Source organism: Halomonas sp. PR-M31, from assembly GCF_001039575.1.
In the GTDB taxonomy this organism is placed as follows: Bacteria; Pseudomonadota; Gammaproteobacteria; order Pseudomonadales; family Halomonadaceae; genus Modicisalibacter.
Map to the genome: position 1 here is coordinate 29,829 of NZ_JIBT01000024.1, position 25,268 is coordinate 55,096.

The following is a 25,268-nucleotide window of genomic DNA, read 5'->3' on the forward strand; positions in this document are numbered from 1 at the left end:
CTATGGCGAAGAGCTATCTCCCAAGAGTCGCGCGCTCCTGGCGCTGACGGACTGCGCCACGAACTCCATCAGTGCGCGTATTCGTGCGACCCGGCGCAGGTCCGAGTGAGTCAGCAACCATAGGTCGGTGGCCAGCTCCGGAATCGGCTCGCCGACTCGGACCAGTCGTTCATCGTCATCGCAGAGATAACAGGGCAGCACCGCTCGACCGATACCGTCGCGAACGGCCGCCAGCATTCCTAGTAACGTATCAACGCGATAGTGACAATGTTTATCGTGCCCTTGCTGAGTCATCCAGATTTCCAGTGCCCGATACGCCATGCGCTCATCCGGACCGACCCAATTCACGGCGTCTGAGTCTTGAATGCTTGCCCTGTAGACTGCTTGGGCAATGGTTCCGATCCTACGTCCAACCAGGCTCTCAGGGGGAGCAAGTGAGGGTCGGATAGCGATATCTGCCTCACGCTTTGTCAAGCTGAAAAGCTGATTGGAAACCGCGACTTCCAACTCTATCTCGGGATGAGACCGTCGAAACTCCGCGAATATCGGCGATAGCAGTCCTAGCAGAAGTGTATCCGTTGTCGTGACACGCACATTCCCCGAGGGACGCAGGTCTTGGCCTGCAATTCGGCGTTCGACGGCCAGTACCTCGGCCTCGACGCGCTGTGCCGCCGCCGCGATGTCGTCGCCAGCGGGTGTCGGGATGTACCCGCTGCGCGCCCGTTCGAATAGCTGGGCGCCCAGTCGGCGTTCGATATCCGCAAGGCGGCGGAAGACCGTGGCATGACTCACCGCCAGGCGGCGTGCCGCACCCGAGAGAGTGCCTTCCTGGGCGATCGCCAGAACGATCCTTAGATCGTCCCATAGAAGGTTGTTTTCATTCATGCAAAGTCGGTTTTCATAAATAGGGAATGTTCGTTCTTTTTTGCAAGCTCCATAGTGTCGTGACTCTTAATCGAACTCACAAGAGGAACCGGTCATGCACGCACTGATCGTTCACTGTCATCCCGAACCCCAATCCTTTAACGCCGCGCTCAAGAATGTGGCAACAGAAACCTTGCAGCGGCTTGGGTATACCGTAGAAGTATCCGATCTTTACGCCGAGGGCTTCGATCCCGCGGAGGGCCCGACCCATTATCGGGAGCCTGCGAATACGGAGATTTTTACGGCTCTGACCGAGCAGCGCCATGCCAGCGAATTTAGGAGCTTGCCTACCGATGTGTGCCGCGAAATCGAACGGCTGGAGCGAGCGGATCTGGTCGTCTTCCAATTCCCGCTGTGGTGGCACGCCCAACCGGCCATGCTCAAGGGGTGGATGGATCGCGTATTCGTTTACGGCGGGTTATATACCGGAACGTACCGCTATGATCGCGGGCATTTTCGTGGCCGGCGCGCGATCTGTTGCGTGACCACTGGAGGGCCAGCGGCGACGTTTGCCCATAATGGGCGCGGTGGCGATATCAACCTGCTCCTGTGGCCCATGCACTATTCGCTCTATTACATGGGCTATGACGTACTGCCGCCGTTCCTGGCCCATGGCATCCAGGGCGGTGGCCCGGTCTACCAGGCCCGGGACACCTTCAAAGCGCAGCTCGAGACTTACAAAGCGGGTTGGGCCCGGCGATTGGAAACACTCGCAGAGAACACCCCGATCCCATTCACCGGTTGGAACGACTGGGATGAGCGCGGTGTCCTCAAGCCAGGCGTAGAGGGATATGACTATTTCATTCGCGCGCATCCCTGACGCCACTGATCACTCACTGCGCCGCTTGATCTGATCCTGTAGCGAGGTCGGGACTATCTATTGCCACTCAAAAGAGCAATGACACTGGAAACGACTTCACCGAGGTTTTGCTCTGTTAGCTGTCCGGCGATTGCTTTGAATAGCGATTCATTGGCAGTAAACAACTTGCCTGGCCGTGCGTAACTTACTCTCTGCAATGATCCTGAATAGAAATCCGGTTCATTGATCTCAATGGATAGTGGGTCCGAGTACGGATTGCTTGTGATCTGTATACAGACCCAATCGCCACGACCCGCAGCAGCGACAACCAAGGGGAGCGCAGTTTTGAGTCAGAAAGGTCGGAAAAGGGAAAAGGTACGAGAACGATGCTGCCTACTGCAGGTGTGACCATGCCTCGTCTTCCTCAGTTCTAGACCAATCCATCAAGCTCTGTTCTGAGAGCAGCGGCGTCTCCAGGACGTCTACTGGCGGTTCATCCAGGATCATGACGAGTGCGCGATGAGCGCCTTTCAACTCGACCTGCTCGGTGAGTCGAATGTCACCGGTTTCGTCCACTATGGCTTCAACGGTACGTATCATCGAAAACCTCTGGCATGCATTGATCATGTGAGTATGCACATGTTTGATGATTATGTCGGTTCAAATCATGAATGTCTTTACTCGGCATGTGTCAGGAAGACAGCCGCGACGATGGGCTACTCAGTCATTCCCGGCGCCGCTTGATCTGATCACGCAGCGAGGTCGGCACCTGGTGGATGATCAATTGATCCCGGGCCTCGTCGTATTCCACCTGAGAGCCGAGGAGATGGCTTTCGAAGCTCACCGAGAGGCCGTTGGCGCGGCCGGTCAGGCGGCGAAACTGGTGCAGGGTGCGCTTGTCCGGCGGAATCTCGGCGGCGAGACCGTAGTCCTGGTTGCGGATGTAGTCGTAGAAGGCCTTGGGCTTCTGGTCGTCGACCAGCTCGGAAAGCTCATCAAGGGTGATCGGTTGACCCGTGCGTGCCTGATTGTTGGCATAGTCGATCAGGGTGTCGGTCTTCTCCCGGGCCTGTTCCTCGGCGAAGTCCTCGCTTTCGACATAATCGCTGAAGGCCTTGAGCAGGGTACGGGTCTCGCTGGGGGCATCCACGCCTTCCTCGCAGCCGATGAAGTCGCGGAAGTAGTCGGCGATGCGCTTGCCGCCCCTGCCCTTGATAAAAGAGATGTACTGACGCGACGTTTCGGTGCCGCGCCAGTCGGTCAGGTCGATGCGAGCCGCCAGGTGCAACTGGCCGAGATCGAGCTGGCGAACGGATGTTAGCTCCAGCGAGTCAGTCACGCTCACACCCTCGCTGTGATGCAGCAGGGCGATGGCTAGATAGTCGCTGTCACCATGAGAATAGTGCGCGAATAGCACGTGCCCGCCCACCGAGAGATTGTTGCCCTCCATCAGCGTCTTCAGATGCTCCGCGGCCTGGCGGGTGAAGGCGACAAAATCTTCCTCGCCTTCCAGGTACTGGCCCAACCAGTTGCTGAACGGATAGGTGACGCGATCCGCATTGAAGAAGCCCCAGGCCTTTTGTTTGGCGTTGTAGCTGTCGTTCAACTCGTCCAGCAGGGTTTCCATGGCCGAAGAGTTGGGAAAGGCGCTGTCCCTGGCGTGCAGAGTGGCGGGCTGGCCATCGGGCTGTTTGTCGATGAGATGAACGATGCTTTTCTGAATGGGCATAAATAGTCGCTAAAAATGATGAGTCAGTAACCGGCCTGAGGGTCGACGGTATCAAGAGGATCGCCATTCTCCATGGCCTTGATCAATTCGGCTACCTGATCCGCAGCATCTCGTACCGGCGTGGGCCCGGCCATATGCGGGGTAATGCGTACCCTTGGGTGGGACCAGAGTGGGTTGTCGGCGGGAAGCGGCTCTGCATCGAAGGCATCGAGCAGAGCGCCGCGTAAACGACCGGGCTGTGATCCCCCACCCAAGGCGTCAAGCAGTGCGGATTCGTCGATCAGCGCACCACGACCGGGATTGATCAGGCTGGCGCCCTCGGGCAACTGTGAAAGCGTGTCCGCACTTATGATGCCGCGAGTGCTTGGGGTATTGGGCAACAGGGTAACCAGGGTGTGCACCTTGCCCAGCAGCTGCGAAAGGCCGTCATCTCCATGATGACAGGTCACGCCTTCAAGTGATTTGGGCGAACGGCTCCAGCCGTGAACCGGAAAGCCGTCCGCGGCCAGGGCCTGGGCCACATGAGCGCCAATTGCACCGAGCCCCAGCACGCCCACCGGCCAGTCCGCCTTGTCGATCAGTGGGTATTCCTGCCAGTGAGCGTCGATCTGCTGGGCGAAATAGCGATCAAAATCTCGCTGAAAATAGAGCACGCCAAAGCGCACATAATCCGCAATCAACGGCCCCATGCCTGCGTCGCGCAGTTTGACGATGGGCACATCTTTCGGCAGGGCGGGGCTGTTCAGTAGCGCATCGACACCGGCACCCAGATTGATAATGCCCTTCAACTGCGTTTGTTTTTCGAGTAGTTCAGCGGGGGGCTTCCACGCAGCCAGATAGTCCGCCGGTGTATCACGGTCGGAATCACTGGTGACGATTTCGGCGTTCGGCAAGCGCTTGGACAGCGCCTCGCGCCAGATATCAGCGTCATCAATATGCACCAGTACGCGCATGTGTTTTCCCCGTTCCATGAAATTGGTTTGAGGATACGCTAGGCGGGAAGCGTCACTGGATGCAAGGACGAAGAGATGTTAAGTCTGGCCCAACGAAAATGGCTGCCAATCCGGCAGCCATTTTGGACCTTCAAGAAGCGGCAATCATGCTGCCACAGGCGCGCTCATCTCGCTCATCTCGTCGGTTGTTGCTGATTCTTCTTGCGCCGGCTCATGGTCATTGCTTGTTTCATCGATCTGGAAGGTGGCGACCAGTTTCTTGAGATGCCCAGCCTGGTCTTCCAGGGACGCAGCGGCGGCGCTGGACTCCTGCACCAGGGTGGCATTCTGCTGAGTCACGGAGTCCATTTGAGACACCGCCGTATTGATCTGCTCGATGCCACCGATTTGTTCATTGGTGGCGACGGCGACGTCGTTCATCAGTCTGGCCAGCTGTTGAATGGAGGTCTCGGTATCGCCGATGGTACGACCACTGCGCTCGGCCTGTTCGGCGGAGGCGGTGATCTTGTCGCGCATCTCGTCGAGCAGGGCGCGAATCTCGCTGGCGGACGAGGCGCTGCGCCCGGCAAGATTGCGCACTTCAGAGGCGACCACGGCAAAACCCCGCCCCTGTTCCCCAGCCCGAGCTGCTTCCACGGAGGCGTTGAGGGCCAGGATGTTGGTCTGAAAAGCGATGGAGTCGATCGTTTCGATGATCGTGTTCATCTTGCTGGAACCGGCAGCGACTTCCTGCATCAAGGCAATGCTGCGCTGAACGTCGGCGTTGCCGCTTTGGGCGCTCTGAGAGGCGGCGGAGGCAAGCTTGTCGGCTTCCTTGGTGGCATCGGTATTCTGACGGACCGTGGCGGTCATTTCTTCCATGCTGGAAGCGGTTTGCTGTAGTGCAGCCGCCTGTTGCTCGGTACGGGCGGATAACTCCTGGCTGCCCAGAGATATCTCATTGGCGCCCAGATAGACGCTTTCGCTGGAACCGCGCAGGGACGCGACCAAAGTGGCCAGCGAATGGCTCATTTCTTTCATGGCGACGAGCAGCTTGGCGGCTTCGTCCTTGCCGGTAACGGTGATCTCCTGGCGCAAGTCGCCTTTTGCAACTTGCTGCGCAACGTCAAGGGCGCGACGAAGCGGCACGGTGATGCTGCGGGTGATGGTGAATGCCAGGGTTACGGCGAGAGCCAGAGCAATGGCGGCAAACACGACCAGAATGATGATGTCGGTACGATAGTGATCATTCATGGTGTGTGCTGCTTCAATCGTGCGCGCTTCGGCGACACTGCTGATGGAATCGGCCAATTCCGCCAGGCGATAGACTTCCTGCTTGTACTGACCGAACGCTTGATTGGCCTGGATCGTTTCGGTGATTTCGCCGCTGCGTATTCGCTCGTAAATAGCGATAAAGCCTGTCGCATAATCATCCAGCGCGCCACCTGTCTGGGCATACAGGCCGCGCAGTTCCGCACTCGAGGTCAGCGCTTCCCCGGCGCTGAATGTCTCGACTAGCTGGGTGCGTGTTTCATCCCATTTCTCTCGATAAGAGAGCACCTTGTCGGCATTGTCGATATTGATGAAAGCGTCTTTTTCGTAGCGACGAGCCTGAAGAGCCAGACGCTGTATCATCGAAGCGTTCAAGGCAATGGCTGCATCCCGGCTCAGCGCCTCGTCAGCGGAGTCTTTCATGTCCTTGAGGCCATATAGCCCCATACCAAGAACGGCCAGAAGTAGAAGAGACAGGGCAGCGAAAGCCACTCCCAGACGGGTACCGATTCGATAGTTATTTAGCATTGATTTATCTTCGTGGCTAATTTGGGGTTGTTGTTTACTAATTTTACATCGGCGGGGTGGCTGAACCCTTGAGCATTAATTTTCGGCTTCAAGAATCGCTTTTGACGACATGCGCTTGGCGAATGCTAGTATCGATCCATGAACACTGATAAATAGTGGAACCTATTCAGACGATGGGTGCGCGTGACGACAGTTACGCTAGACGATATAGCAAATGATCCTGATGACGCCCGGGCATTATCTGTCGGTAAACGGATAACCGGTTTTGTGATTTTCTGATGGAACGAGATCGATGAGTCAGGTTGTCCTGCCATTTACACGTGAAGAATATGCTCAGCGCTTATTGAAGGTGCGTACAGCGATGGCCACTCGTGGCATCGACGTGCTGATCGTCAGCGATCCTTCCAACATGGCATGGCTGACCGGCTACGATGGCTGGTCTTTCTATGTGCACCAATGCGTGCTGTTGGGCCTGTCAGGAGAGCCGGTCTGGTACGGCCGCCGTCAGGACAGCAACGGCGCTCTGCGCACCTGCTGGATCGATCCCGAAAACATTACCTACTATCCGGATTACTACGTGCAGAATCCGGACATGCATCCCATGGAGTACCTGGCCCAGTCGATCATGCCGGATCGTGGCTGGCATCTTGGCGTGGTCGGGGTTGAGATGGACAACTACTACTTCTCCGCCAAGGCCTATCAGAGCCTGGTGCGGGAGCTGCCCCATGCCCGGTTTCAGGATGCCAATGCCTTGGTCAACTGGTGTCGCGCCATCAAGTCGCCTCAGGAAATCGAGTACATGCGGGTGGCGGCCAGGATCGTGGAAGGCATGCACTCGCGCATCCTGGAAATGATCGAGCCCGGTCTTGCCAAGAGCAAACTGGTCTCAGAAATTTATCGGGTGGGCATCGAAGGCTGGACGGCGTCGGACGGCGTGGTACACGGTGGCGATTACCCAGCTATCGTGCCGCTACTTCCCACCGGTGCCGATGCTGCCGCGCCCCATCTGACCTGGGACGATACGCCGTTCCGCGAAGGCGAGGGCACCTTCTTCGAGATCGCCGGCTGTTACAAGCGCTATCATGCGCCCTTGTCACGGACCATCTTTCTCGGCAAACCGCCCCTGGAGTTCGTGCGGGGTGAATCGGCGCTGCTGGAAGGGATCGAGAACGGCCTGGCGGTGGCCAAGCCCGGCAATCGCTGTGCGGATATCGCCATGGCGCTGGGCATGGCCATGGACAAGTACGGCTTCGACCGTGGCGGGGCGCGCTGCGGTTATCCCATCGGCATCAGCTACCCGCCGGACTGGGGCGAGCGCACCATGAGCCTGCGTCCCTCTGATGAGACGATACTCGAACCCGGTATGACCTTTCACTTCATGCCCGGGATGTGGATGGACGACTGGGGGCTCGAGATTACCGAGAGCATTCTGATCACCGAGCGAGGCGCCGAGCCCCTGGCAAACTTTCCCCGCCAGCTGTTCGTCAAGTAACGTAAGCAAAGAACAATGAAACAAGGAGATGTCATGAGCAAGCGGCCCAGCCCGATTTCCGCCACCGTCGATTTCGATGCGGATGGCGTTCAGCACGGCTTTTTCAAGCTGCCGATCTCCAACGATGAATCTGCCTGGGGAGCAGTGATGATCCCCGTCACCGTGGTCAAGAACGGCGAAGGTCCCAGCGCCTTGCTCACCGGCGGCAATCACGGCGACGAGTACGAAGGCATCACGGCGCTGCTGAAGCTGGCCAACACCCTAAAGGCGGAGGACGTAAAGGGTCGGGTGATCATCGTGCCGATGATGAACATGCCGGCGGCGCAGGTGGGGCGGCGCACCTCGCCCATGGATGGCGGCAATCTCAACCGCAGCTTTCCCGGCGATCCGGATGGCAACGTCACCGAGAAGATTGCCGACTACTTCACTCGTACCCTGGTACCGCTGGTGGATGTGGTGCTGGATCTGCATTCCGGCGGTCGCACTCTGGATATCATACCGTTTGCCGCCTCGCACCTGCTTGACGACAAGGAGAAGCAGCGCCTTGCGGTGGAAGGCGCCAAGGCCTTCGGTGCGCCCACGGCCATGCTGATGTTCGAACTCGATGCGGCAAAGCTGTTCGACACCGCCGTGGAAAGCCAGGGCAAGATCTTCGTTGCCACGGAGCTTGGCGGCGGCGGCACGAGCACTCCCGAAAGCCTGGCGATCACCGAGCGAGGTGTGCGCAACTTCTTGATTCACTACGGCTTGACCAAAGGAGAACTAACGCCTCCGGAAACCTCTCAGATCTACATGGATATGCCGGATGCCGCCTGCTATGTGCAAAGCGAACATACCGGGCTGCTGGAATTGACCCTGGCCCTTGGCGACGCGGTGAAGGAAGGCGAGGTGATCGCCCGAGTTTATGACATGACTCGCACCGGCGCGGACCCGGTGGAGTATCGCGCCGCTCGGGATGGCGTGTTGATCGCGCGGCGCTTCCCATCCCTGGTCAACATGGGGGATACCATTGCGGTGATTGGCGTGGTGGTCGATTCGCTGGATTGATCGATGAAACTCGACCGCTATGACATCAAGATTCTCGAGATTCTGGCCAAGGACGGCCGGATCACCAAGTCGCGCCTGGCAGAGGCGATCAATCTCTCGGTCAGCCCCTGCTGGGAGCGGGTCAAACGGTTGGAAAAGGCTGGCATCATCGAAGGCTATAGTGCCCGCATCAATGCTCGAGTGCTGCACAAGCGTGCGCCGGTCTGGATGCAGATCGAACTCAAGCAGCACAATGCGGAAAGCTTTCTACGCTTCGAGAACGCCATTCATGCAACGCCGGAAGTCACCGAGTGTGTGGCGGTCGGGGGCGGCGTGGACTATCTGGTCAAGGTCGAGGCATCCTCCATCGACGCCTATCAGCGCTTGATCGACGACTGGCTGATGTCCGACCTAGGCATCGAGCGCTACTTTACCTACATCGTCACCAAGACGGTCAAGGCGACGACGCCGTCAATCCAAATCGAACAGGAATGATTACTCCATTCATGAACACTACTGATCGAGTCGCTGCACCCGAGCCCGCAGCTGTTCCAGCTCCTCGAGCAGATCAAGGGCCAGCGCGGCGCCCGCCATATTGACCCCAAGGTCTTGTCTGAGCCGCTGCACACAGCGAATTCGGCGCACGCTGATGCCATAAAAACGCCAGCCGGACGGATCGCGGCCCACGGGTTCGATGACGCCTTCATCAACCAGATCGACGACTTGATCCGCGGGCAGTTGACAGGTGCGGCATAGCTGGGCCAGGGTCAATTCGATGTCCTCTTCCAGCACCTCGGAGGTCAATGTCGGTAGGTCTCGTTTCGTCATGATCACACCCCCATATTCGTGCGTGGGTTGAATGTGAAGGCCTTCTCGAATTCTCGGTAGGCTTGCCTGGCGGCGTCATCGTCCGCTGGCGGCAAGGCGATCTTCACTATCACGTAAAGATCCCCCGGCGATTTGGCGGGCAGGCCGCGGCCCTTCAAACGCAGCTTGCGTCCTGCGGTGGAGCCGGCGGGGATCTTCAAATCCACGGACCCGGTGGGCAAGGGCGCCTTGACCGTTGCCCCAAGCGCTGCCTCCCAAGGCGCCACGGGTAAATCCAGAAACACATCCTTGCCTTCCACATGATAGAAAGGGTGCGGGCGAAATTCGACCTCGAGATACAGATCGCCCGCTTCGCCCTGGCCCAGGCCCGCCTCGCCTTGGCCGGCAAGACGAATATGCTGTCCTGGATGCACGCCCTTGGGAATCTTGACGTTGAGGGTGCGCTCCCGCGGATGTAGCCGACCGTCGCTACCAGGCTGTGACTGGGTCAGAGTCAAAGCGCGAGTTGCGCCGGTGTAGGCATCTTGCAAATCGATGACCACCCTGGCATGGCTATCCTGACCGCGCATATGGAACTCACGTTGCGAGTGAGGCCGATAGCCACCCCCGACATTGCCTCGACCGAACAGGCTCTCAAAAAAGTCGCTGAACTGATCCGTGTTCGTATCGGTGAAGCCGCCGCCATGAAAAGCGAAATCCTCGTTCCAGTCCGGCGGTGGCCGGAAATCCTGACCGCCTTGCCAATCCGCTCCGAGCTGATCATAGGCGGCGCGTTTCTCCGGGTCCTTGAGGACTTCGTAGGCCTCACCCATCTCCTTGAACTTCTCTTCGGCGTCCGGCTCCTTGTTGATGTCCGGGTGATACTTACGTGCCAGTTTGCGATAGGCGCGCTTGATCTCGTCCTGAGACGCGTCCCGCTCGACGCCCATGAGCTGGTAGTAATCCTTGAACTCCATTTCCATTCGATCCTTTCATGCTGCCCTGAAGGCATCCAAGCGTGTTTTGTGACGACTGTCCAGTGCCAACTGCTACAGAAAATTCTGCAACTCCCATGCTTAACTGCAAAAGAACTTCGTGCCCGCAGGCCTTGGGACAAAAATTATCCAGTCGAGACACGTAGTAACCTGAGGCTGTATTCAGGCAGAGCGCTGCCTGCTTTTTGTTTCAAGGAGGCACCCATGAAGCTCAACGATCCACGTCTATTGCGCCAGTATGCCTATGTCGATGGCAAATGGACCCACGGCGATGGTGGCCGTGAGATGGCAGTGATCGATCCGGCCACCGGGGAGACACTAGGGCACATACCCCTGCTCGAGCCGGAGCAGATTCGCGGCACCGTGGAAGCTGCCGACGCGGCATTCGTTCAGTGGCGGGCACTGCGCGCCGACGAGCGCTGCGAGCGTCTGCTGGCCTGGTACGACCTGCTGCAGGCCAATCGCGAGGATCTGGCCATCATCATGACCCATGAGCAGGGCAAGCCCTTGCCGGATGCCCGAGGCGAGGTGGAATACGGTGCCAGCTTCATTCGCTGGTTCGCGGAAGAGGGCAAGCGCACCTTTGGCCAGACCATTCCCAGTCATATTCCCAACGCCGCCCTTGGCACCCTCAAGGAGCCGGTGGGCGTGGCGGCGCTGATCACGCCTTGGAACTTCCCGTTGGCGATGATCACCCGCAAGGCCGCCGCCGCCATGGCGGCAGGCTGTCCGGTCATCGTCAAGCCGGCCGGCGAGACGCCGTTCAGTGCCCTGGCGCTTGCGGAACTGGCGGAACGCGCCGGCATTCCAGCGGGTGTATTCAACGTGGTGCTCGGTGAAGCGGCTGAGGTGTCCGAGGTACTGTGCAAGGAACCTCGGGTCAAGGCTCTCTCGTTCACCGGGTCCACGCCGGTCGGACGATTGTTGCTGGAGCAGTGCGCCAGCACCGTCAAGCGGGTGTCGCTTGAGCTGGGGGGCAACGCGCCGTTTATTGTTGGCCCGGACGTCGACCCCAAGGAGGCCGCCCTTGCCGCGGTGGCGGCCAAGTTCCAGACCGCGGGGCAAGACTGCCTGGCGGCCAATCGCATCCTGGTGCATGAAGACGTGCACGACGCATTCGTCGAGTACTTCGCCGAGCGCATGAAGGCTCTCAAGGTCGGCAATGGCCTGATCAGCGAAATCGATCTCGGGCCGCTGATTCATCAACGGGCCGTGGAGAAGGCGTCCAGCATCGTCGACGATGCCCTGTCCAAGGGAGCGACCCTGATTCATGGCGATCAGTCCATGGCGCCGGGGGAGAACTTCTTCATGCCGACGCTGCTGACCGATGTGACCGCGGACATGCAGATCTGGCGGGAGGAGAACTTCGCCCCGGTGGCCGGCGTTACAAAATTCTCGAGCGACGATGACGCCATCGCCATGGCCAACGACACCGAGTACGGACTGGCGGCTTATGTCTATACCCACGACATTCGCCGTATCTGGAAGATGCTGCGCGCCCTGGGCAACGGCATGGTCTCGGTCAATAGCGTGAAGATGACCGGCCCCCCGATTCCCTTTGGCGGGGTGAAACAGTCTGGGCTGGGTCGTGAGGGGGGTACTGCCGGGATCGAGGAGTATCTTGACACGAAATATTATTGCCTCGGCGGCCTCGGCTCTTTATCGGGGAGCTAGCTGCGCTCGGCTATACGGCGTTAAAAATCGGCTTAAAATGCTCATTTACAACAGTAAACTCCGCTTTTTCGCCGATTTTTGCCTTGTCTAGCCATCGCTCGCAGAGCTCTCTAGGTTGGTAGATATCACGTTTAAACTTATGTAATAAAAGCTTTCAGGAGAAGTTGATGAGTACCCATCAGGAGCTGATTGATCGTGACCGCAAGGTGACGTTTCATGCGTCCACCCATCTGCGCGACTTTGCCCAGGGCGATGCGCCGGGCCGGGTAATTACCGGCGGCAAGGGCATCAATATCGTCGACAAGGATGGCCGCGAGATGATCGACGGCTTCGCCGGCCTGTACTGCGTGAACATCGGCTACGGGCGTACCGAAGTGGCCGAGGCGATCTACAAGCAGGCGCTTGAACTGTCCTACTACCACACCTATGTGGGCCACTCGAACGAGCCGCTAATCGAGCTCTCCGAGAAGATCATCAAGCTCGCCGGCATGAACATGTCCAAGGTCTATTACGGCATGTCAGGCTCAGATGCCAACGAGACCCAGCTCAAGATCGTGCGTTATTACAACAACGTATTGGGCCGCTCCCAGAAGAAGAAGATCATCTCGCGCAGCCGCGGCTATCATGGCTCCGGTATCGCTTCCGGATCGCTGACCGGCCTGCCGACCTTCCACAACCATTTCGATCTGCCCATCGACAGCATTCGTCATACCGAGGCGCCGTACTATTACCGGCGCAGCGATGCCCAGGCCAACATGAGTGAGCGTGAGTTCGCCAAGGACTGCGCCGCCAAGCTCGAGGAGATGATCCTCGCCGAAGGCCCGGATACCGTGGCCGCCTTCATCGGCGAGCCGGTGCTGGGCACCGGCGGTATCGTGCCGCCGCCGGAGGGTTACTGGAACGAGATTCAGCAGGTGCTCGATAAGTACGACGTGCTGCTGATCGCAGACGAGGTGGTGACCGGGTTCGGGCGTATCGGTACCGACTTCGGCTCGCATTTCTACGGCATGAAGCCGGATCTCATTACTGTAGCCAAAGGCCTGACCAGCGCCTATCAGCCACTGTCCGGCGTGATCGTTGGTGACAAGGTGTGGCAGGTGCTGGAGCAGGGCACCGGCGAGTACGGACCGATCGGTCATGGCTGGACCTATTCCGGTCACCCGTTGGGCGTCGCTGCCGGCTTGGCCAATCTGGCCATCATCGAGCGGGAAGGTCTGGCCCAGAATGCCGCCGAGACCGGCGCCTATCTACAGCAGCAGATGCAGAAAACCTTTGCCGATCACCCCTTGGTGGGCAACGTGCGCGGCGTCGGATTACTCGCGGCGCTGGAGTTTTCGCCGAACCCGGTCCATCGTGAGCATTTCGCGCCGGCCCTCAAGGTCGCCCGCGCATCAGTGCTGCTGCCATGGAGGAAAATCTGATTGCCCGGGCCATGCCCCATGGAGACATACTGGGTTTCGCACCGCCGCTGGTGGTCAACCGTGATGAAGTCGATGAAATCATCGCCCGTGCCAAGTGTGCGGTAGACAAGGTAGCTGATGAGCTGACCCGTTCCGGCGATCTGAAATAAGCGACGTTTTCAGCGATTAAAGACCAGGTTGTCGAAAGCCAAGCTCTCAAGAGGGCTTGGCTTTTTTACCGTTTCCGACGCTACTATGGCAATAATATAGCGTCTAATAAGAAAAGGAGTTGCTCATGCCAGATCCCGGTCACCATTCAGTCACCCTAGAGTCGATTTACCAGGCCCGCGCACGGATTGCGGGTCAGGTGGTCCGCACGCCGCTGATTCGCTCCATGGAACTGTCTCGTCGCTTTGATGCGGAGATCTTTCTCAAGCTGGAAAACTGCCAACCCACCGGTGCTTTTAAGCTGCGCGGGGCGACCAATATGATCGCTACCCTGATCGAAAAACACGGTAGGGATTCACTTGACCAAGGTGTGACCACGGCCTCTACCGGTAATCACGGCCGGGCGGTGGCATTTGCCGCGGCCCGTTTTGGCGTGCCGTCGGTGATCTGTCTTTCGGAGCGAGTGCCGGACAACAAGGTGCGTGCCATTGAATCATTGGGGGCCGAGGTGAAGCGTGTGGGCCAGAGCCAGGACGAGGCTTTCGAAGCGGTCACGCGACTGGTCGAGGAGCAGGGCATGACATTGATTCCGCCCTTCGATGATCCGTTGATTGCCAGCGGTCAAGGCACCATTGGTCTGGAACTGCTGGAAGATCAGCTATCTTGATCGGGTAATCGTGGGACTTTCCGGAGGTGGTTTACTGGGAGGTATCGGCGCCGCCATCAAAGCAATTCGCCCGGATACCTGGGTGACCGGAGTGAGCTTGTCAAAGGGTGCGGCGATGTGGGAAAGCCTGGAGGCAGGGCACCCGGTCGACGTCGAGGAAAGCGACAGTCTGGCGGATTCTCTTAATGGCGGAATCGGTGTAAGCAATCGCTATACTTTCGATTTAGTGTCCGAGGTGATGGACAATCACTATCAGGTCTCCGAGCCCGCCATCGCTCGAGCCATGATTGACATGCTGGAGCACGAGAAAATGTTAGTGGAAGGCGCCGCCGCCATCGGTTTGGCCGCCATCGAGGAGCACGGAGTGAACGTGCAGGGCCAGAAGGTGGCGCTGATCGTATCAGGCAATGGCGTCTCTCTGGCAACCTTCGATCGTGCTCGCACTTTGGCGGGAACCGTCTGATTCAAGTTCCTGCGGCAACAGCAGGTACTGCTACAAGATGTTAAATTTTTTGCACAATGATGAATGAATGTAGGAAAAGAATGATCATCATCAACCTTCATGGTATTTCAGCTTGCTAGTATCTTGGGCAAGATAGCGTCTTCCTTCTCCTTGGCGTAAGAATGTATCCATGACTCGTTGTGTGTTTTTGCCTGTCTACCCTCGTGCTTTTCTCTGGTTGTTGTCCTTACTCACCCTGTGGCTCGTCTCTCCCGCTGCGCTGGCCATCAGCGGGGAGCTGGATATGACCAGCTCAACGGTCGGCGCTATAGCCCTGGTTGTCTTCGTCATTGCTTACGCCTTGGTGATGCTTGAAGAGAAGCTTCATATGCGCAAGTCAAAGCCGGTGCTGGTGGCGGCAGGGATCATCTGGGCACTGATCGGCTGGGTTTACGTTCAAGCAGGCATGCCCCATGCCGCCGAAGAGGCGTTCGGTGAGACCTTTCTGGAATTCGCCGAGCTGATGCTATTCCTGCTGGTGGCGATGACCTACATCAATGCCATGGACGAGCGGCGGACATTCGATGCCTTGCGCGCCTGGATGGTAGACCGGGGGTTCAGCTATCGTAGCCTGTTCTGGTTGACCGGTGGTCTGGCTTTTGTCATCTCACCGGTAGCCGATAACCTGACCACGGCGCTTTTGATGTGCACCGTTGTGATCAAGGTCGCCGAGGGAGATCGGGCTTTCATCAATCTGTGCTGTGTCAACATCGTGGTTGCCGCCAATGCGGGAGGCGCGTTCAGCCCCTTCGGTGATATCACTACCCTGATGGTCTGGCAGGACGGCATGGTCAAGTTTTACGAGTTTTTCGAGCTGCTGATACCTTCGCTGGTCAACTTCCTGGTGCCGGCCATCATCATGAGCTTCTTCGTCAAAAAACGCCGCCCACAGGCGCAGGATGACGTCGTTGATCTCAAGCGTGGCTGGAAGCGCATCATTGCCTTGTTCCTGCTGACCATCGCCTCCGCCGTAGCCTGCCATACATTTCTGGGACTGCCGCCGGTATTGGGCATGATGACCGGACTCGGCTATCTACAGTTCTTCGGTTACTACCTGCGCCAGAGTCTGCCGCGCTCCCTGGAGCGTAAGCGGAAGCGCTATTCGCGGCGAGGCGATCAGCGCAAACTCGAGCGTCTAGGTAGCGTCGTGCCCTTTGACGTCTTCAATCGTATCGCCCATGCGGAGTGGGATACGCTGCTTTTCTTCTATGGGGTGGTCATGTGCGTGGGGGGGCTGGGCTTTCTCGGCTATCTATCGATGCTCTCGGAGCTGCTCTACGTTCAATGGGATGCCACTTGGGCCAATGTCATCCTTGGCGTGGTCTCGGCGGTAGTCGATAACATTCCTGTGATGTTTGCCGTACTCACCATGCAGCCGGACATGTCTCATGGCCACTGGCTGCTGATCACCCTGACCGCCGGGGTCGGCGGCAGTCTGCTTTCCATCGGGTCCGCCGCGGGCGTGGCGTTGATGGGGCATGCGCGTGGCTCCTACACCTTCATGGGGCATTTGAAATGGGCGCCAGCCATCTTCCTGGGCTATGTCGCAAGCATCTTGACGCATCTATGGATCAATGCGGGAAGTTTTGCGATCAGCGGTTGATTGGTGACAATAAGAAGACATCGATATGACCGGGAGTCTTCTTCATGCAGCTTTTCAATCGGGACGTTATCAGTGACGCGGTCCACCTGGACCGCGCTGCGCTCGAGGCAATAGAGGAGGGGTTCAAGGCGCTAGGCCGCGGCGACGTGGTCCAGCCGCCCATCCTCTCGATGGCCATCGAGGAGTCCAATGGCGAGGTGGATGTGAAGACCGCCCATATTCGCGGCTTCGAACGCTTTGCCATCAAGGTCAGCCCCGGCTTCTTCGACAATCCCAAGCTCGGCTTGCCGAGTCTGAATGGCCTGATGATGGTGTTCTCTGCCAAGACCGGGCTGGTGGATGCGGTGCTCTTCGACGAAGGCTATCTCACTGCGATACGCACCGCCCTGGCCGGCGCCATTGCCGCCAAGCACCTCTCGCGAGAAAACAGTCGCCGCGTGGCCGTGCTTGCGCTGGCGAACAGGCTGAATTGCAGGTGAGGGCGCTGCAACTGGTGCGCGATATCGACAGCGTCGATGTCTGGGCGCGCAAGCGCGACTCCGCCGAGGCCTACGCCGAGCGTATGCGCACGCTAGGGCTCACGGTCAACGTACATGACAGCGTCAAGGCAGCCTGCGCCCAGGCGGATATCATCGTTACCACAACTCCCGCACGAACTCCCATTCTTACCGCTCAAGACGTACCGGAAGGGGCGCATGTCACCGCCATGGGCTCGGATAGCCCCGAGAAGCGCGAGCTTGATGAATCGCTGATGACCCGCGCCGACGCCTTCGTCTGCGATACCCGCGCCCAAAGCGAAACGAACGGCGAACTCAAGGCCTTTACCCGGCAAGCTCGTTCAAGATCAAACGACTCAAGTAGATCAAACAGTTTCGACGCTGATGGCAAGCCGCCATTCAAGGTCTATGAATTGGGAAGGGTTATCGCTGAAGGGCAGCGCCTGCGCCTCTCGGATGCCAGCATCACGGTCTGTGACCTGACCGGCACCGGCGTGCAGGACACGGCGATCGCCAACTTCGCGCTGGGGCGTTTGATGGGGTGAATAGAGCGCGGATTTGCAAGAAGGATGGTAGTGGCTTGCTGAAGCCTGCCGAGCTGTTCTTGGTGTTTTTTGATATCAATGAATTATATGAAAATGACGCACTCGATAATATTGAATGAACGCGTCAGCATTTTTATTTAATATTAGAGCGTTCCGTCTAATACTTGTTAGGTGGTTGGTCAGTTTGTGATTCAGGAGGTTATCTTATGGCAGAAGGGGAGAATTTGAGTGCCGATGCACAGGATGCGTATGTCAATCTTGGGACTCGCAACCACAAAACCATTAAAAAGATCAAAACCCGTCGGCTGATCAACGCAATCAGAGAATCCCAGTTTGTCGGCTACGACAAAACCCCACCATACAACTGGCTGATGTTTGAGTATGATAGAAGAAAGACGCAACGGAACTGGATATTGGGAGTTGTCGCAGCAATTCTTGCAGGCGCTGGCGTTCTGATAACAGCTTTCGCCTCCACGTAAAAAATCGCTTATGTTCGTTTCCGGCCCGGCGTCCGTCCACTGGACGCCCCTGACGGGCCACCGCATAGCTTTGCGTTAGGGGTTAAATCGATGCAGTTTGATGTTCGTGATGTTCGGCAGGATAGGGAAGTCCATGGCTAAACAAAAGAATTTATCTCACATCTCCTACGGTTTGGAAACACCGAGGGATTTGCTAGGGAAGTTACTGCATGATGCCGAGAAGATCAATTGCTCTTCTCACCGTTACGACTTGTTTAATTTCTTTGTGACGGCCGCTGTTCTTTACGAATGGTGTCAGCAATGCTTTCGGCAGTATCCAATATCTAAGCAGTTAACTAAAGCTGTCGGGCAATCGCTTTATGAGTCATTGCCACATAAAGCGTCTGAATGGATCAAGGACTATTCATGCCTGCCAAACAGCGGGCAAGATGCGAGAAGACACATAGTACATGCTCTTCGCATCTGTATTGAAACGGCTAATGCGAGCAAGCATTATCATTGGTTGCGTTCCAGCCAAGTTTCATCAATCGAAGATCAGCCCGTGGTCAAAGATTGGTATCAGTACTTCTTCACGGCAGTAGATGAAGGAATCTATATTGAGTACGCCAACCAGTACTACACGGTCGAGCAAGTTCGGGACATAGTGGTGCAATTCTTCGAGGGGTTGCTGGAATACGTCTCTTGCCCCCTAACAATCACAGTCAAGGCGACGGCTGCTCCATTGCGGCTTCGCTTCCATTTCGCAGCCGCGCGTGCTGTTGGCAGTATAACGGCTCTTTCAGACCAACGTCGCGAACGTGCTAAACTTATCCAATAAGCTGAACTGAAGACGAGGCTCCAAAGATGAAGCTTAAGCAAGTTATTGAAGAGGCAAAGTTTCTCTCGGCTAACGATCGGGCTCTGCTTGCTCACTGCCTGATATCCAGTCTTGAAACTCAGCACGAAGAGGATGTTGATGCCGCATGGTCATCTCTTGCGGAGCAGCGAATTGATGAGCTTGAGGCTGGCGAGGTCCAAGCGGTGTCGTGGGATGAAATAAAGAGCCAGCTCAAGCGACCCTCTTAATGGCTGAATTGAATTTTCATCCTTCGATTTATCAAGAAATTCAAGAAGCCTACTCATGGTATGAGCAGCAGGCTGCAGGTCTTGGAGGAGATTTCATCCGAGAGTTGGAGGCTGCCTATGAATCGATACGGTCGCTGCCAGAAACCTGGCCCAAATTCGGTAAGCGAACTCGCAGATTTCTACTGACCAAGTTTCCCTATGCTGTTGTTTACAAGCCTTCCACTTCAGCTTGCCTCGTCGTTGCTGTCATGCATCAGAGCCGCCGGCCAGGTTATTGGCTGCACCGGTCATAAAAAAGGCTATCAGATTCGTTCCGGTCCTTCTTGGCCTTCACCGAACGCGCTTGCGCGCACCGCTTAGCTAAATCGTCGAGCGTCAGAAGTTCGACGTATGGTGAAATAGCCATATCTGGCGTATTCTCATTACATGAGCGAATCGAACTTCGAGTGGGATGAGGCGAAGAACACTTCCAATCAGCGTAAACACGGGGTTTCGTTCTACGAAGCCCAGTACGCCTTTCTCGATCCAAAGCGTGTGATTGCCGAAGATTTGAGCCACAGTCAAAAAGAGAAACGGTACTACTGCTTTGGTAGCAATTGGGAAGCCACCGGCATTATCACGGTTCGATTCACATATCGATCTGGCTGCATCCGAATAATTGGTGCGGGTTACTGGCGCAAAGGTAAAAAGGTCTATGAAAAATCGAATTCGGTATAGCGAAGAACCGATTGGTGAGATCAAGCTAGTACCAGATTTTCTTCCATCCCCTGAAGAGCTGGCACTGAAAAACGAGCAAACAAAGGTCACTATTTCGTTGAGTTCCGAAAGCGTTGCTTTTTTCAAGGAAGAAGCAAAAAACCATCATATGCAATATCAAAAAATGATTAGGCAGCTGCTCGATGAATACGTTGCACAGCAGAAGAAGCGTTAAAAAGACGCTATAACGGATCGCTCGCAGCCTCCGCTGGATACAGTTTTAAAGCGATAAAATGGGCTGTGGCATCCGGTATCCCTCCAACTAATATGTCGCAAATACAGACGTTAACTTTCAGAAGGGAGGCTCATGGCAATTGAATCCTGGTTCGCGTTTGTTATTGCATCGGCGGTTCTGCTTGTTATTCCCGGCCCTACGATTCTGGCGGTAATAAGCTATTCAATCGCCCACGGCCGTCAGGCCAATATACCGCTAGTGGTTGCGGTTGCGCTGGGTGATTCAACTGCGCTGTTCGCATCTATTTTAGGGCTGGGTGCCTTGCTGGCGATATCGGCTTTTTGGTTCACGGTTGTCAAAGTAGCAGGCGGTCTATATTTACTGTACCTCGGCATCAAGCTGTTTCGCGCTGGTTTATTATCCGCCGAAACTGCTGCACCAGATTTTTCTTCCTCGCGCCTGAAGTTGTTTGCCAATACTTACCTCGTTACCGCCTTGAATCCAAAGGGTATTATTTTTTTCGTGGCATTCTTACCCCAATTTATTACACCAGGGGCAAACAGCTCATCTCAACTGTGGCTGCTTGCTGTAACCTTCGTTTTTTTGGCGACTATCAACGCTACGTTGTACACCGTTTTCGCATCATCCGCTCGTCGGTTGCTAGCATCAGCCAAAGCGCAGCGTAGATTCAATTTTATTGGTGGTGCGTTACTTTCAGCAGCAGGCATGTGGGCATTGTTTGCTAAACGTCCGACGATATAGGAGCGAACAAGTGCAGATACGGCGAGCCTATTACATTACGCCTTCGGCTGCATTTCATAGGCAAGAATTATCCAATATTTTAATTTTTAAAGGGCTTTATGAATGATCGATGTTATTGAACGTCCGGAAAGCCAGAGGTATTGGGTTGTAAGAGCTCAAGATGGAAATTACATCGACCATTTTCAGCAGGCAGGCACGGTAGCGATTGGCCATCTAGACGACTTAGACCTTCCGCATTCTAATCATCAACCGTTCTTTCCTGAAGTGAGTTCACTGCTATCACAAATTAGCAGCTTGGAAAGAAGAAAAAGAGAAGAAGGTTATATAGCTAGATCGCAAAGACGATGCGCGCAAGTCAAAACTTTCGTCGATGATTTATCTGTGGGTGACCTCGTAGTAAGCATTGATTCGGAATCTTTAATGGTTGGACGAATCGTTGGACATCCTCGGATAAACAATATCCCGGTTAGGGTGATTCTAGATAAAAAAACTGGCGTTTACACTGAAATGCCATTCTCGCTACGGAGATCCGTAAGATGGGGGCCAAAAATTAGAAAAAAACATGTGCCGACAGCAATGAAAAGGAGTATCTCCGCTAGACAGACAGTGTTTAATATTGATTCGTATTGGACCACGATTTACTATATGTTGTACCCAATATTCGTTTCAGAAGGAAAGCTTTTCTTTTCTACAAGTATAAATCAAAGCGATGCTATAAATAACTATAGCGTTTCCCAGCTATTTTCAATTCTTACTGATCTTGAAGTTTTAACAAGATCAATAGATGTTACGGAAAATCCTAGAGAAATTAGTTTTCAAAGATTGTTCGACCAGTTTCTCAAAGAGGATAGTTTTAAACTGGCAACTACCGCTGAATTTATGTCGCCGGGTTCGGTATGGAGTTATCTTGGCGTTGATGATAATACCGGACAAAAGATAATTTTAGGGTCTTTACTGTTTGGTGCTCTTTTCGGCGTAAAAATTGGTCCTTTAGAAGTTGATGGAATAGTTCATAAGGAGCTTAGGGAGAAAATAGTAGAAGAATTTACAGAAAGGCTTGAACATCACAATGCTAAGTCTATGAAAAAGAAGCTTGAGCTTTCATTTCCAGAATTCGACACTGAACCTCTTGAGAACAATGAATATGATGAAGCGGAGGATTTCCGGCAGCTGACACTATTTCAAGAAACCTAACTAAGCCCTGCTCGGTCACCGCGGCCAGACCCGGTTCGATGGGATGAGAATTTCACGAGGAGAATGTAGTCATGATGAAGCGATTCAAGACGAAGTATGTGCACGAGGGCAAGTATGTTGCCGAGGTTGATGTATCGCTGATTGAGGACAGCACGCAGTGGTCTCCCTACCTAAGCGTCGACGATGCTTACAAGCTGGACGACGTGCGTGATGCCCTTCAACAAGGTGATCTCGATGCGGCTGCACGGTACGGCCGAATCTACGAGATGCGGCCAGTAGCACACCAGTAACTGCATGCCATAACGAACGAACATGTTGACTTCCCTCACCTGACCATCCGCTGAATTGACACCTCCCTAGCACTATCCAATACTGAAATTTCAATCCACGGAAGGGTGAAAGAAAATGCGTAAACTACAGATTGCAGTTGGAATTGCGGCGCTGGGTCTGGTCTCGATCAGCGGATTGTCCTTTGCCGATCAGCCCGGTGAGGACTGGATTTCCATGGATAAGGTCAAATCCATCCTTGAAGACGACGGTTACTCTCAGGTTTCCGAAATCCAGGCAGACGACGGCCACTGGGAAGGAGAGGGCATGAAGAACGGCGAAAAGTACGAGTTTCATGTAGATCCCAAGAGCGGTGAGATTACCAAGAACGAACGCGATTCGGACGACTGAGCGAAGCGCGCTGAAAAGCGTTCTGACGGGCCCGATAATTCGGGCCCGTTTTATTTGTCCGGTGCCTTGCGTGCCAACAGAAACAGCCATTCGCATATCCTATCCGACTCTGAACCACTATCCTCGTGGTAGACGATTTCCCGTTTCAAAGGAGTGAGCGATGTCCACGGTTCTGGCGTTCGATGTCTATGGCACCCTGATCGATACCCAGGGGATCAACGAGCAGCTGCAAGAGCTGGTCGGCGATCAAACCTCAAATTTTTCCCAGCGCTGCGCGACAAGCAGCTCGAGTATGCCTTTCGCCGCGGTTTGATGGGCGCCTATGCGGATTTTTCGCAATGCACCCGGGATGCGTTGGAGTTCGTCGATCGCGCCTTGAGAACGCAGCTTTCCGACAATGACAAGGACGCGCTGATGGCAACCTACGGGCGCCTGCCGGCGTTTCCCGATGCAGCGGATGCCTTGGCGCGACTGGCGGATTCATCGAAGCTTCGCTGCGTGGCGTTTTCCAACGGCAGCCGCGAGGCGGTGAGCGGGTTGCTCGAACAGGCGGGCATTCTCGAACACTTCGAGGACATCGTCAGTGTGGAGGAGGTCAAGCGTTTCAAGCCCGATCCGGCGGTGTATGCGCATCTTCATACACGCCTGGAAGTGGCCGCCCAGGATGTCTGGCTGATCTCATCCAATCCCTTCGATCTGATCGGCGCCAAGCATGCCGGTCTTCACGCGGCCTGGATACGCCGCAGCGCCGAGGCGCCTTTCGATACTTGGGGCGGTGATCCGGATATGACCGTTTCGGATCTCAACGAACTGGTGGATCGCATCGGCTAACGGCCGCCTGGCGGCAGCGCGTGCATATTACAAAACAGGAGTTTGACAATATGAAAGCAAAGTTCTTGATGACATTGGCCTCGTTTGCGCTTGCGGCTCAGGTCGGTGTTGCTGGGGCGGCATCGGAAAATGCATTCCCGGGTATCGAACATGTAACGACCCAACTCCCTGTAGCCGAGGTGGAATCGCGGCTGAAAGATGCATTGGAATCCAAGGGGCTGACGCTGTTCACCGTGATCGATCATACCCAGAATGCCGAGAAAGTGGATTTACAGCTACCGCCCACCCGCACGGTGATCTTCGGCAATCCCAAGGCGGGTACGCCGCTAATGCAGTGCCAGGGCAGCACCGCGCTGGATCTGCCCCAGAAGATGGTGCTGCGCGAAACCGAAGAGGGCACCCGCATCGAGTGGAACGATCCCGCCTATCTGGCGGAGCGCCATGGGTTGCAGGAGTGCGATCTGCCGCTAGACAAGATCACTCAGATTCTTCAAGACGTGGCCGAGACCGCGGCGGGTTCCTGAAGCGTTTTCTTATGACGCCAGCTCATCGGTCCGAGCCGCCAGGATAAAGTCGTTCTTGTGCAGGCCCTTGATGGCATGGGACCACCAGGTCACCGTGACCTTGCCCCACTCGGTCAGCAGCGCCGGGTGGTGGCCGGCTTCTTCGGCAATCTCGCCTACCTGATTGGTGAACTCTAGCGCCTGCTTGAAGTTGCGAAACGTGAACACGCGTTCCAGCTGTGCAATGCCGTCCCGCTCGACGGTGTCCCAGTCGGGTATGGCAGTCTTGAATTCATCAATCTGCTCCTGGGTGACGTGGGGGGCATCGATGCTGCAGGCTTCGCAGGACTGCTGAGAAAGTTGACTCATGTAAAGGCTCCTGTCAGGGCGTTTATAGGTAGTCAGGCGCTGGCCGTCTGCTTGGGTTCGAAGGTCGGTGCGAACAGTCCATGCTGCATGGCCTCGTGCATCATGGCCATGATGTCCTGTTCTGCGAGTTCTTGCAGCGCGCTCAGCTCGTCGATCACATAGTAAAGCGGCTGCAGAATGTCGATGCGATAGGGGGTGCGCAAGGCATCAATCGGATCGAATGGATGATGCGCTGGCACGTTTGATAACGCATGTAGCGTCTCCTTGGGCGAGGAGATGATGCCACCTCCATAGATACGACGGCCTTGGGCAGTATCCACCAGCCCAAACTCGACGGTCATCCAGTAAAGGCGTGCCAGATAGACGCGCTCCTCCTTGCTCGCCGCCAGCCCCAGCTTGCCATAGGTGGCGGTGAATTCGGCAAACGCCGGGTTGGTCAGCATCGGGCAGTGGCCGAAGATCTCGTGAAAGATATCCGGCTCCTGCAGGTAATCCATTTCTTCAGGCGTGCGGATGAAGGTCGCCACTGGGAAGCGGCGCTCGGCCAGCAGCTCGAAGAAGGTGTTGAAAGGAATGAGTGCCGGCACCTGGGCGGTCCGCCAGCCGGTGGCCTGGCTCAACACGCGGTCGATATCGCCAAGCTGGGGAATACGATCCTCGGGCAGCGCCAGGCGTTCGAGACCCTTGAGGTACTCCTGACAGACGCGACCTTCGATGAGGTTCTTCTGGCGACGCATCAGCGCCTGCCAGGTCGCGTTTTCAGTGTCACTATAGTGAATGATGCCGTTCGCGTCCGGCTGGTGAGCCTGATACTGGGTCGGCTTTTTCGTCTGTGGCTTATTCATCTTGTGCTCCCGCCCATTGTGTTTGTAGCCGGGTTCAATTCTCAGAATAGC

Annotated in this window: 30 protein-coding genes and 2 pseudogenes; 23 read left to right on the plus strand and 9 right to left on the minus strand. The window is 56.0% G+C overall.

Annotated features, from left to right (window positions below; translation table 11 throughout):
• On the minus strand, nucleotides 1–885 hold the full coding sequence (locus tag CH74_RS07225; RefSeq protein ID WP_048306790.1) for a LysR family transcriptional regulator: 885 nt from the start codon (nucleotides 883–885) through the stop codon (nucleotides 1–3).
• Between the two features lie 94 nt (nucleotides 886–979).
• Between CH74_RS07225 and CH74_RS07230 the strand changes: the two genes are divergently transcribed.
• Nucleotides 980–1,744: an NAD(P)H-dependent oxidoreductase gene (locus CH74_RS07230; protein WP_048306791.1), complete on the plus strand. Its 765-nt coding sequence runs from the start codon at nucleotides 980–982 to the stop codon at nucleotides 1,742–1,744.
• A gap of 372 nt (nucleotides 1,745–2,116) precedes the next feature.
• Here the strand turns inward: CH74_RS07230 and CH74_RS07235 are convergent, their stop codons facing one another.
• The 4 genes from CH74_RS07235 to CH74_RS07250 form a co-directional block, all read right to left on the minus strand.
• Nucleotides 2,117–2,323 (minus strand): hypothetical protein, encoded by a 207-nt coding sequence (locus CH74_RS07235; RefSeq protein ID WP_048306792.1) that lies wholly within the window; start codon nucleotides 2,321–2,323, stop codon nucleotides 2,117–2,119.
• Nucleotides 2,324–2,447: 124 nt separating this feature from the next.
• Nucleotides 2,448–3,452 (minus strand): nucleoid-associated protein YejK, encoded by a 1,005-nt coding sequence (gene yejK / locus CH74_RS07240; protein ID WP_048306793.1) that lies wholly within the window; start codon nucleotides 3,450–3,452, stop codon nucleotides 2,448–2,450.
• A 23-nt stretch (nucleotides 3,453–3,475) separates the two neighbouring features.
• A complete protein-coding gene (locus tag CH74_RS07245) occupies nucleotides 3,476–4,405 on the minus strand; it encodes a glyoxylate/hydroxypyruvate reductase A (RefSeq protein WP_048306794.1) in 930 nt (309 codons plus the stop codon).
• A gap of 144 nt (nucleotides 4,406–4,549) precedes the next feature.
• Nucleotides 4,550–6,184: a methyl-accepting chemotaxis protein gene (locus CH74_RS07250; protein ID WP_048306795.1), complete on the minus strand. Its 1,635-nt coding sequence runs from the start codon at nucleotides 6,182–6,184 to the stop codon at nucleotides 4,550–4,552.
• A 292-nt stretch (nucleotides 6,185–6,476) separates the two neighbouring features.
• On the opposite strand from CH74_RS07250, the gene doeA reads away from it, so the two are divergent.
• Genes doeA through CH74_RS07265 form a run of 3 tightly spaced genes read left to right on the plus strand, consistent with a single transcriptional unit; the run spans nucleotide 6,477 to nucleotide 9,197 of the window.
• Nucleotides 6,477–7,676, plus strand: a complete 1,200-nt coding sequence (gene doeA / locus CH74_RS07255) for an ectoine hydrolase DoeA (protein WP_048306796.1) — start codon at nucleotides 6,477–6,479, stop codon at nucleotides 7,674–7,676.
• Between the two features lie 33 nt (nucleotides 7,677–7,709).
• On the plus strand, nucleotides 7,710–8,723 hold the full coding sequence (doeB, locus tag CH74_RS07260) for a N(2)-acetyl-L-2,4-diaminobutanoate deacetylase DoeB (protein WP_048306797.1): 1,014 nt from the start codon (nucleotides 7,710–7,712) through the stop codon (nucleotides 8,721–8,723).
• A 3-nt stretch (nucleotides 8,724–8,726) separates the two neighbouring features.
• Nucleotides 8,727–9,197: an Lrp/AsnC family transcriptional regulator gene (locus CH74_RS07265; protein ID WP_048306798.1), complete on the plus strand. Its 471-nt coding sequence runs from the start codon at nucleotides 8,727–8,729 to the stop codon at nucleotides 9,195–9,197.
• A gap of 18 nt (nucleotides 9,198–9,215) precedes the next feature.
• Here the strand turns inward: CH74_RS07265 and CH74_RS07270 are convergent, their stop codons facing one another.
• Nucleotides 9,216–9,530: a chaperone modulator CbpM gene (locus CH74_RS07270; protein ID WP_048306862.1), complete on the minus strand. Its 315-nt coding sequence runs from the start codon at nucleotides 9,528–9,530 to the stop codon at nucleotides 9,216–9,218.
• A 2-nt stretch (nucleotides 9,531–9,532) separates the two neighbouring features.
• On the minus strand, nucleotides 9,533–10,492 hold the full coding sequence (locus tag CH74_RS07275) for a DnaJ C-terminal domain-containing protein (RefSeq protein WP_253272989.1): 960 nt from the start codon (nucleotides 10,490–10,492) through the stop codon (nucleotides 9,533–9,535).
• A 216-nt stretch (nucleotides 10,493–10,708) separates the two neighbouring features.
• On the opposite strand from CH74_RS07275, the gene CH74_RS07280 reads away from it, so the two are divergent.
• The 19 genes and pseudogenes from CH74_RS07280 to CH74_RS07355 all read left to right on the plus strand — a co-directional run bounded on the left by CH74_RS07280 (nucleotide 10,709) and on the right by CH74_RS07355 (nucleotide 24,024).
• Nucleotides 10,709–12,178, plus strand: a complete 1,470-nt coding sequence (locus CH74_RS07280; RefSeq protein WP_048306800.1) for an NAD-dependent succinate-semialdehyde dehydrogenase — start codon at nucleotides 10,709–10,711, stop codon at nucleotides 12,176–12,178.
• Between the two features lie 167 nt (nucleotides 12,179–12,345).
• Nucleotides 12,346–13,748, plus strand: a pseudogene (locus CH74_RS07285) (aspartate aminotransferase family protein).
• Nucleotides 13,749–13,873: 125 nt separating this feature from the next.
• Nucleotides 13,874–14,413: a pyridoxal-phosphate dependent enzyme gene (locus CH74_RS19455; RefSeq protein ID WP_253272990.1), complete on the plus strand. Its 540-nt coding sequence runs from the start codon at nucleotides 13,874–13,876 to the stop codon at nucleotides 14,411–14,413.
• Between the two features lie 10 nt (nucleotides 14,414–14,423).
• Complete coding sequence (locus tag CH74_RS19460) at nucleotides 14,424–14,876, plus strand: pyridoxal-phosphate dependent enzyme (protein WP_253272991.1); 453 nt, start codon at nucleotides 14,424–14,426, stop codon at nucleotides 14,874–14,876.
• 169 nt (nucleotides 14,877–15,045) lie between these two features.
• Nucleotides 15,046–16,518, plus strand: coding sequence for a sodium:proton antiporter NhaD (gene nhaD, locus CH74_RS07295; protein WP_048306801.1), 1,473 nt, complete (start codon nucleotides 15,046–15,048; stop codon nucleotides 16,516–16,518).
• Nucleotides 16,519–16,562: 44 nt separating this feature from the next.
• Nucleotides 16,563–16,997: a hypothetical protein gene (locus tag CH74_RS19465; RefSeq protein WP_253272992.1), complete on the plus strand. Its 435-nt coding sequence runs from the start codon at nucleotides 16,563–16,565 to the stop codon at nucleotides 16,995–16,997.
• On the plus strand, nucleotides 16,994–17,560 hold the full coding sequence (locus tag CH74_RS19470; protein WP_253272993.1) for a hypothetical protein: 567 nt from the start codon (nucleotides 16,994–16,996) through the stop codon (nucleotides 17,558–17,560). Before CH74_RS19465 ends, CH74_RS19470 begins: the two co-directional genes overlap by 4 nt.
• A 206-nt stretch (nucleotides 17,561–17,766) precedes the next feature.
• Nucleotides 17,767–18,039, plus strand: coding sequence for a hypothetical protein (locus tag CH74_RS07305; RefSeq protein ID WP_048306802.1), 273 nt, complete (start codon nucleotides 17,767–17,769; stop codon nucleotides 18,037–18,039).
• A gap of 133 nt (nucleotides 18,040–18,172) precedes the next feature.
• Nucleotides 18,173–18,856 carry a hypothetical protein gene (locus tag CH74_RS07310; RefSeq protein WP_156181422.1) on the plus strand — a complete coding sequence of 228 codons (684 nt, stop codon included), beginning with the start codon at nucleotides 18,173–18,175 and terminating at the stop codon, nucleotides 18,854–18,856.
• Between the two features lie 26 nt (nucleotides 18,857–18,882).
• Nucleotides 18,883–19,104 (plus strand): addiction module protein, encoded by a 222-nt coding sequence (locus CH74_RS07315; RefSeq protein ID WP_048306804.1) that lies wholly within the window; start codon nucleotides 18,883–18,885, stop codon nucleotides 19,102–19,104.
• Nucleotides 19,104–19,397 carry a type II toxin-antitoxin system RelE/ParE family toxin gene (locus CH74_RS07320; RefSeq protein WP_048306805.1) on the plus strand — a complete coding sequence of 98 codons (294 nt, stop codon included), beginning with the start codon at nucleotides 19,104–19,106 and terminating at the stop codon, nucleotides 19,395–19,397. The genes CH74_RS07315 and CH74_RS07320 overlap by 1 nt, the downstream gene beginning before the upstream one ends.
• Before the next feature lie 133 nt (nucleotides 19,398–19,530).
• Nucleotides 19,531–19,821 carry a BrnT family toxin gene (locus CH74_RS18205; RefSeq protein ID WP_082140330.1) on the plus strand — a complete coding sequence of 97 codons (291 nt, stop codon included), beginning with the start codon at nucleotides 19,531–19,533 and terminating at the stop codon, nucleotides 19,819–19,821.
• A complete protein-coding gene (locus tag CH74_RS07325) occupies nucleotides 19,799–20,035 on the plus strand; it encodes a BrnA antitoxin family protein (RefSeq protein ID WP_048306806.1) in 237 nt (78 codons plus the stop codon). Before CH74_RS18205 ends, CH74_RS07325 begins: the two co-directional genes overlap by 23 nt.
• A 132-nt stretch (nucleotides 20,036–20,167) precedes the next feature.
• Complete coding sequence (locus tag CH74_RS07330) at nucleotides 20,168–20,797, plus strand: LysE family translocator (RefSeq protein ID WP_048306807.1); 630 nt, start codon at nucleotides 20,168–20,170, stop codon at nucleotides 20,795–20,797.
• Between the two features lie 102 nt (nucleotides 20,798–20,899).
• Nucleotides 20,900–21,991: a hypothetical protein gene (locus CH74_RS18630; RefSeq protein WP_156181424.1), complete on the plus strand. Its 1,092-nt coding sequence runs from the start codon at nucleotides 20,900–20,902 to the stop codon at nucleotides 21,989–21,991.
• A 71-nt stretch (nucleotides 21,992–22,062) separates the two neighbouring features.
• On the plus strand, nucleotides 22,063–22,281 hold the full coding sequence (locus tag CH74_RS07340; protein WP_048306809.1) for a hypothetical protein: 219 nt from the start codon (nucleotides 22,063–22,065) through the stop codon (nucleotides 22,279–22,281).
• A 115-nt stretch (nucleotides 22,282–22,396) separates the two neighbouring features.
• Nucleotides 22,397–22,669, plus strand: a complete 273-nt coding sequence (locus CH74_RS07345; RefSeq protein ID WP_048306810.1) for a PepSY domain-containing protein — start codon at nucleotides 22,397–22,399, stop codon at nucleotides 22,667–22,669.
• A 160-nt stretch (nucleotides 22,670–22,829) separates the two neighbouring features.
• Nucleotides 22,830–23,500: pseudogene (locus CH74_RS07350) on the plus strand (haloacid dehalogenase type II).
• Nucleotides 23,501–23,550: 50 nt separating this feature from the next.
• Nucleotides 23,551–24,024, plus strand: coding sequence for a DUF302 domain-containing protein (locus CH74_RS07355; RefSeq protein ID WP_048306811.1), 474 nt, complete (start codon nucleotides 23,551–23,553; stop codon nucleotides 24,022–24,024).
• A 9-nt stretch (nucleotides 24,025–24,033) separates the two neighbouring features.
• On the opposite strand, the gene CH74_RS07360 is transcribed toward CH74_RS07355, so the two are convergent.
• Entirely contained in the window at nucleotides 24,034–24,372 is a 339-nt protein-coding gene (locus tag CH74_RS07360) for a 4a-hydroxytetrahydrobiopterin dehydratase (protein WP_048306812.1), read from the minus strand.
• Between the two features lie 32 nt (nucleotides 24,373–24,404).
• The gene (gene phhA, locus CH74_RS07365; RefSeq protein WP_301280849.1) at nucleotides 24,405–25,256 is read right to left on the minus strand and encodes a phenylalanine 4-monooxygenase; all 852 of its coding nucleotides are present in this window, start codon (nucleotides 25,254–25,256) and stop codon (nucleotides 24,405–24,407) included.
• Nucleotides 25,257–25,268 lie beyond the last annotated feature (12 nt).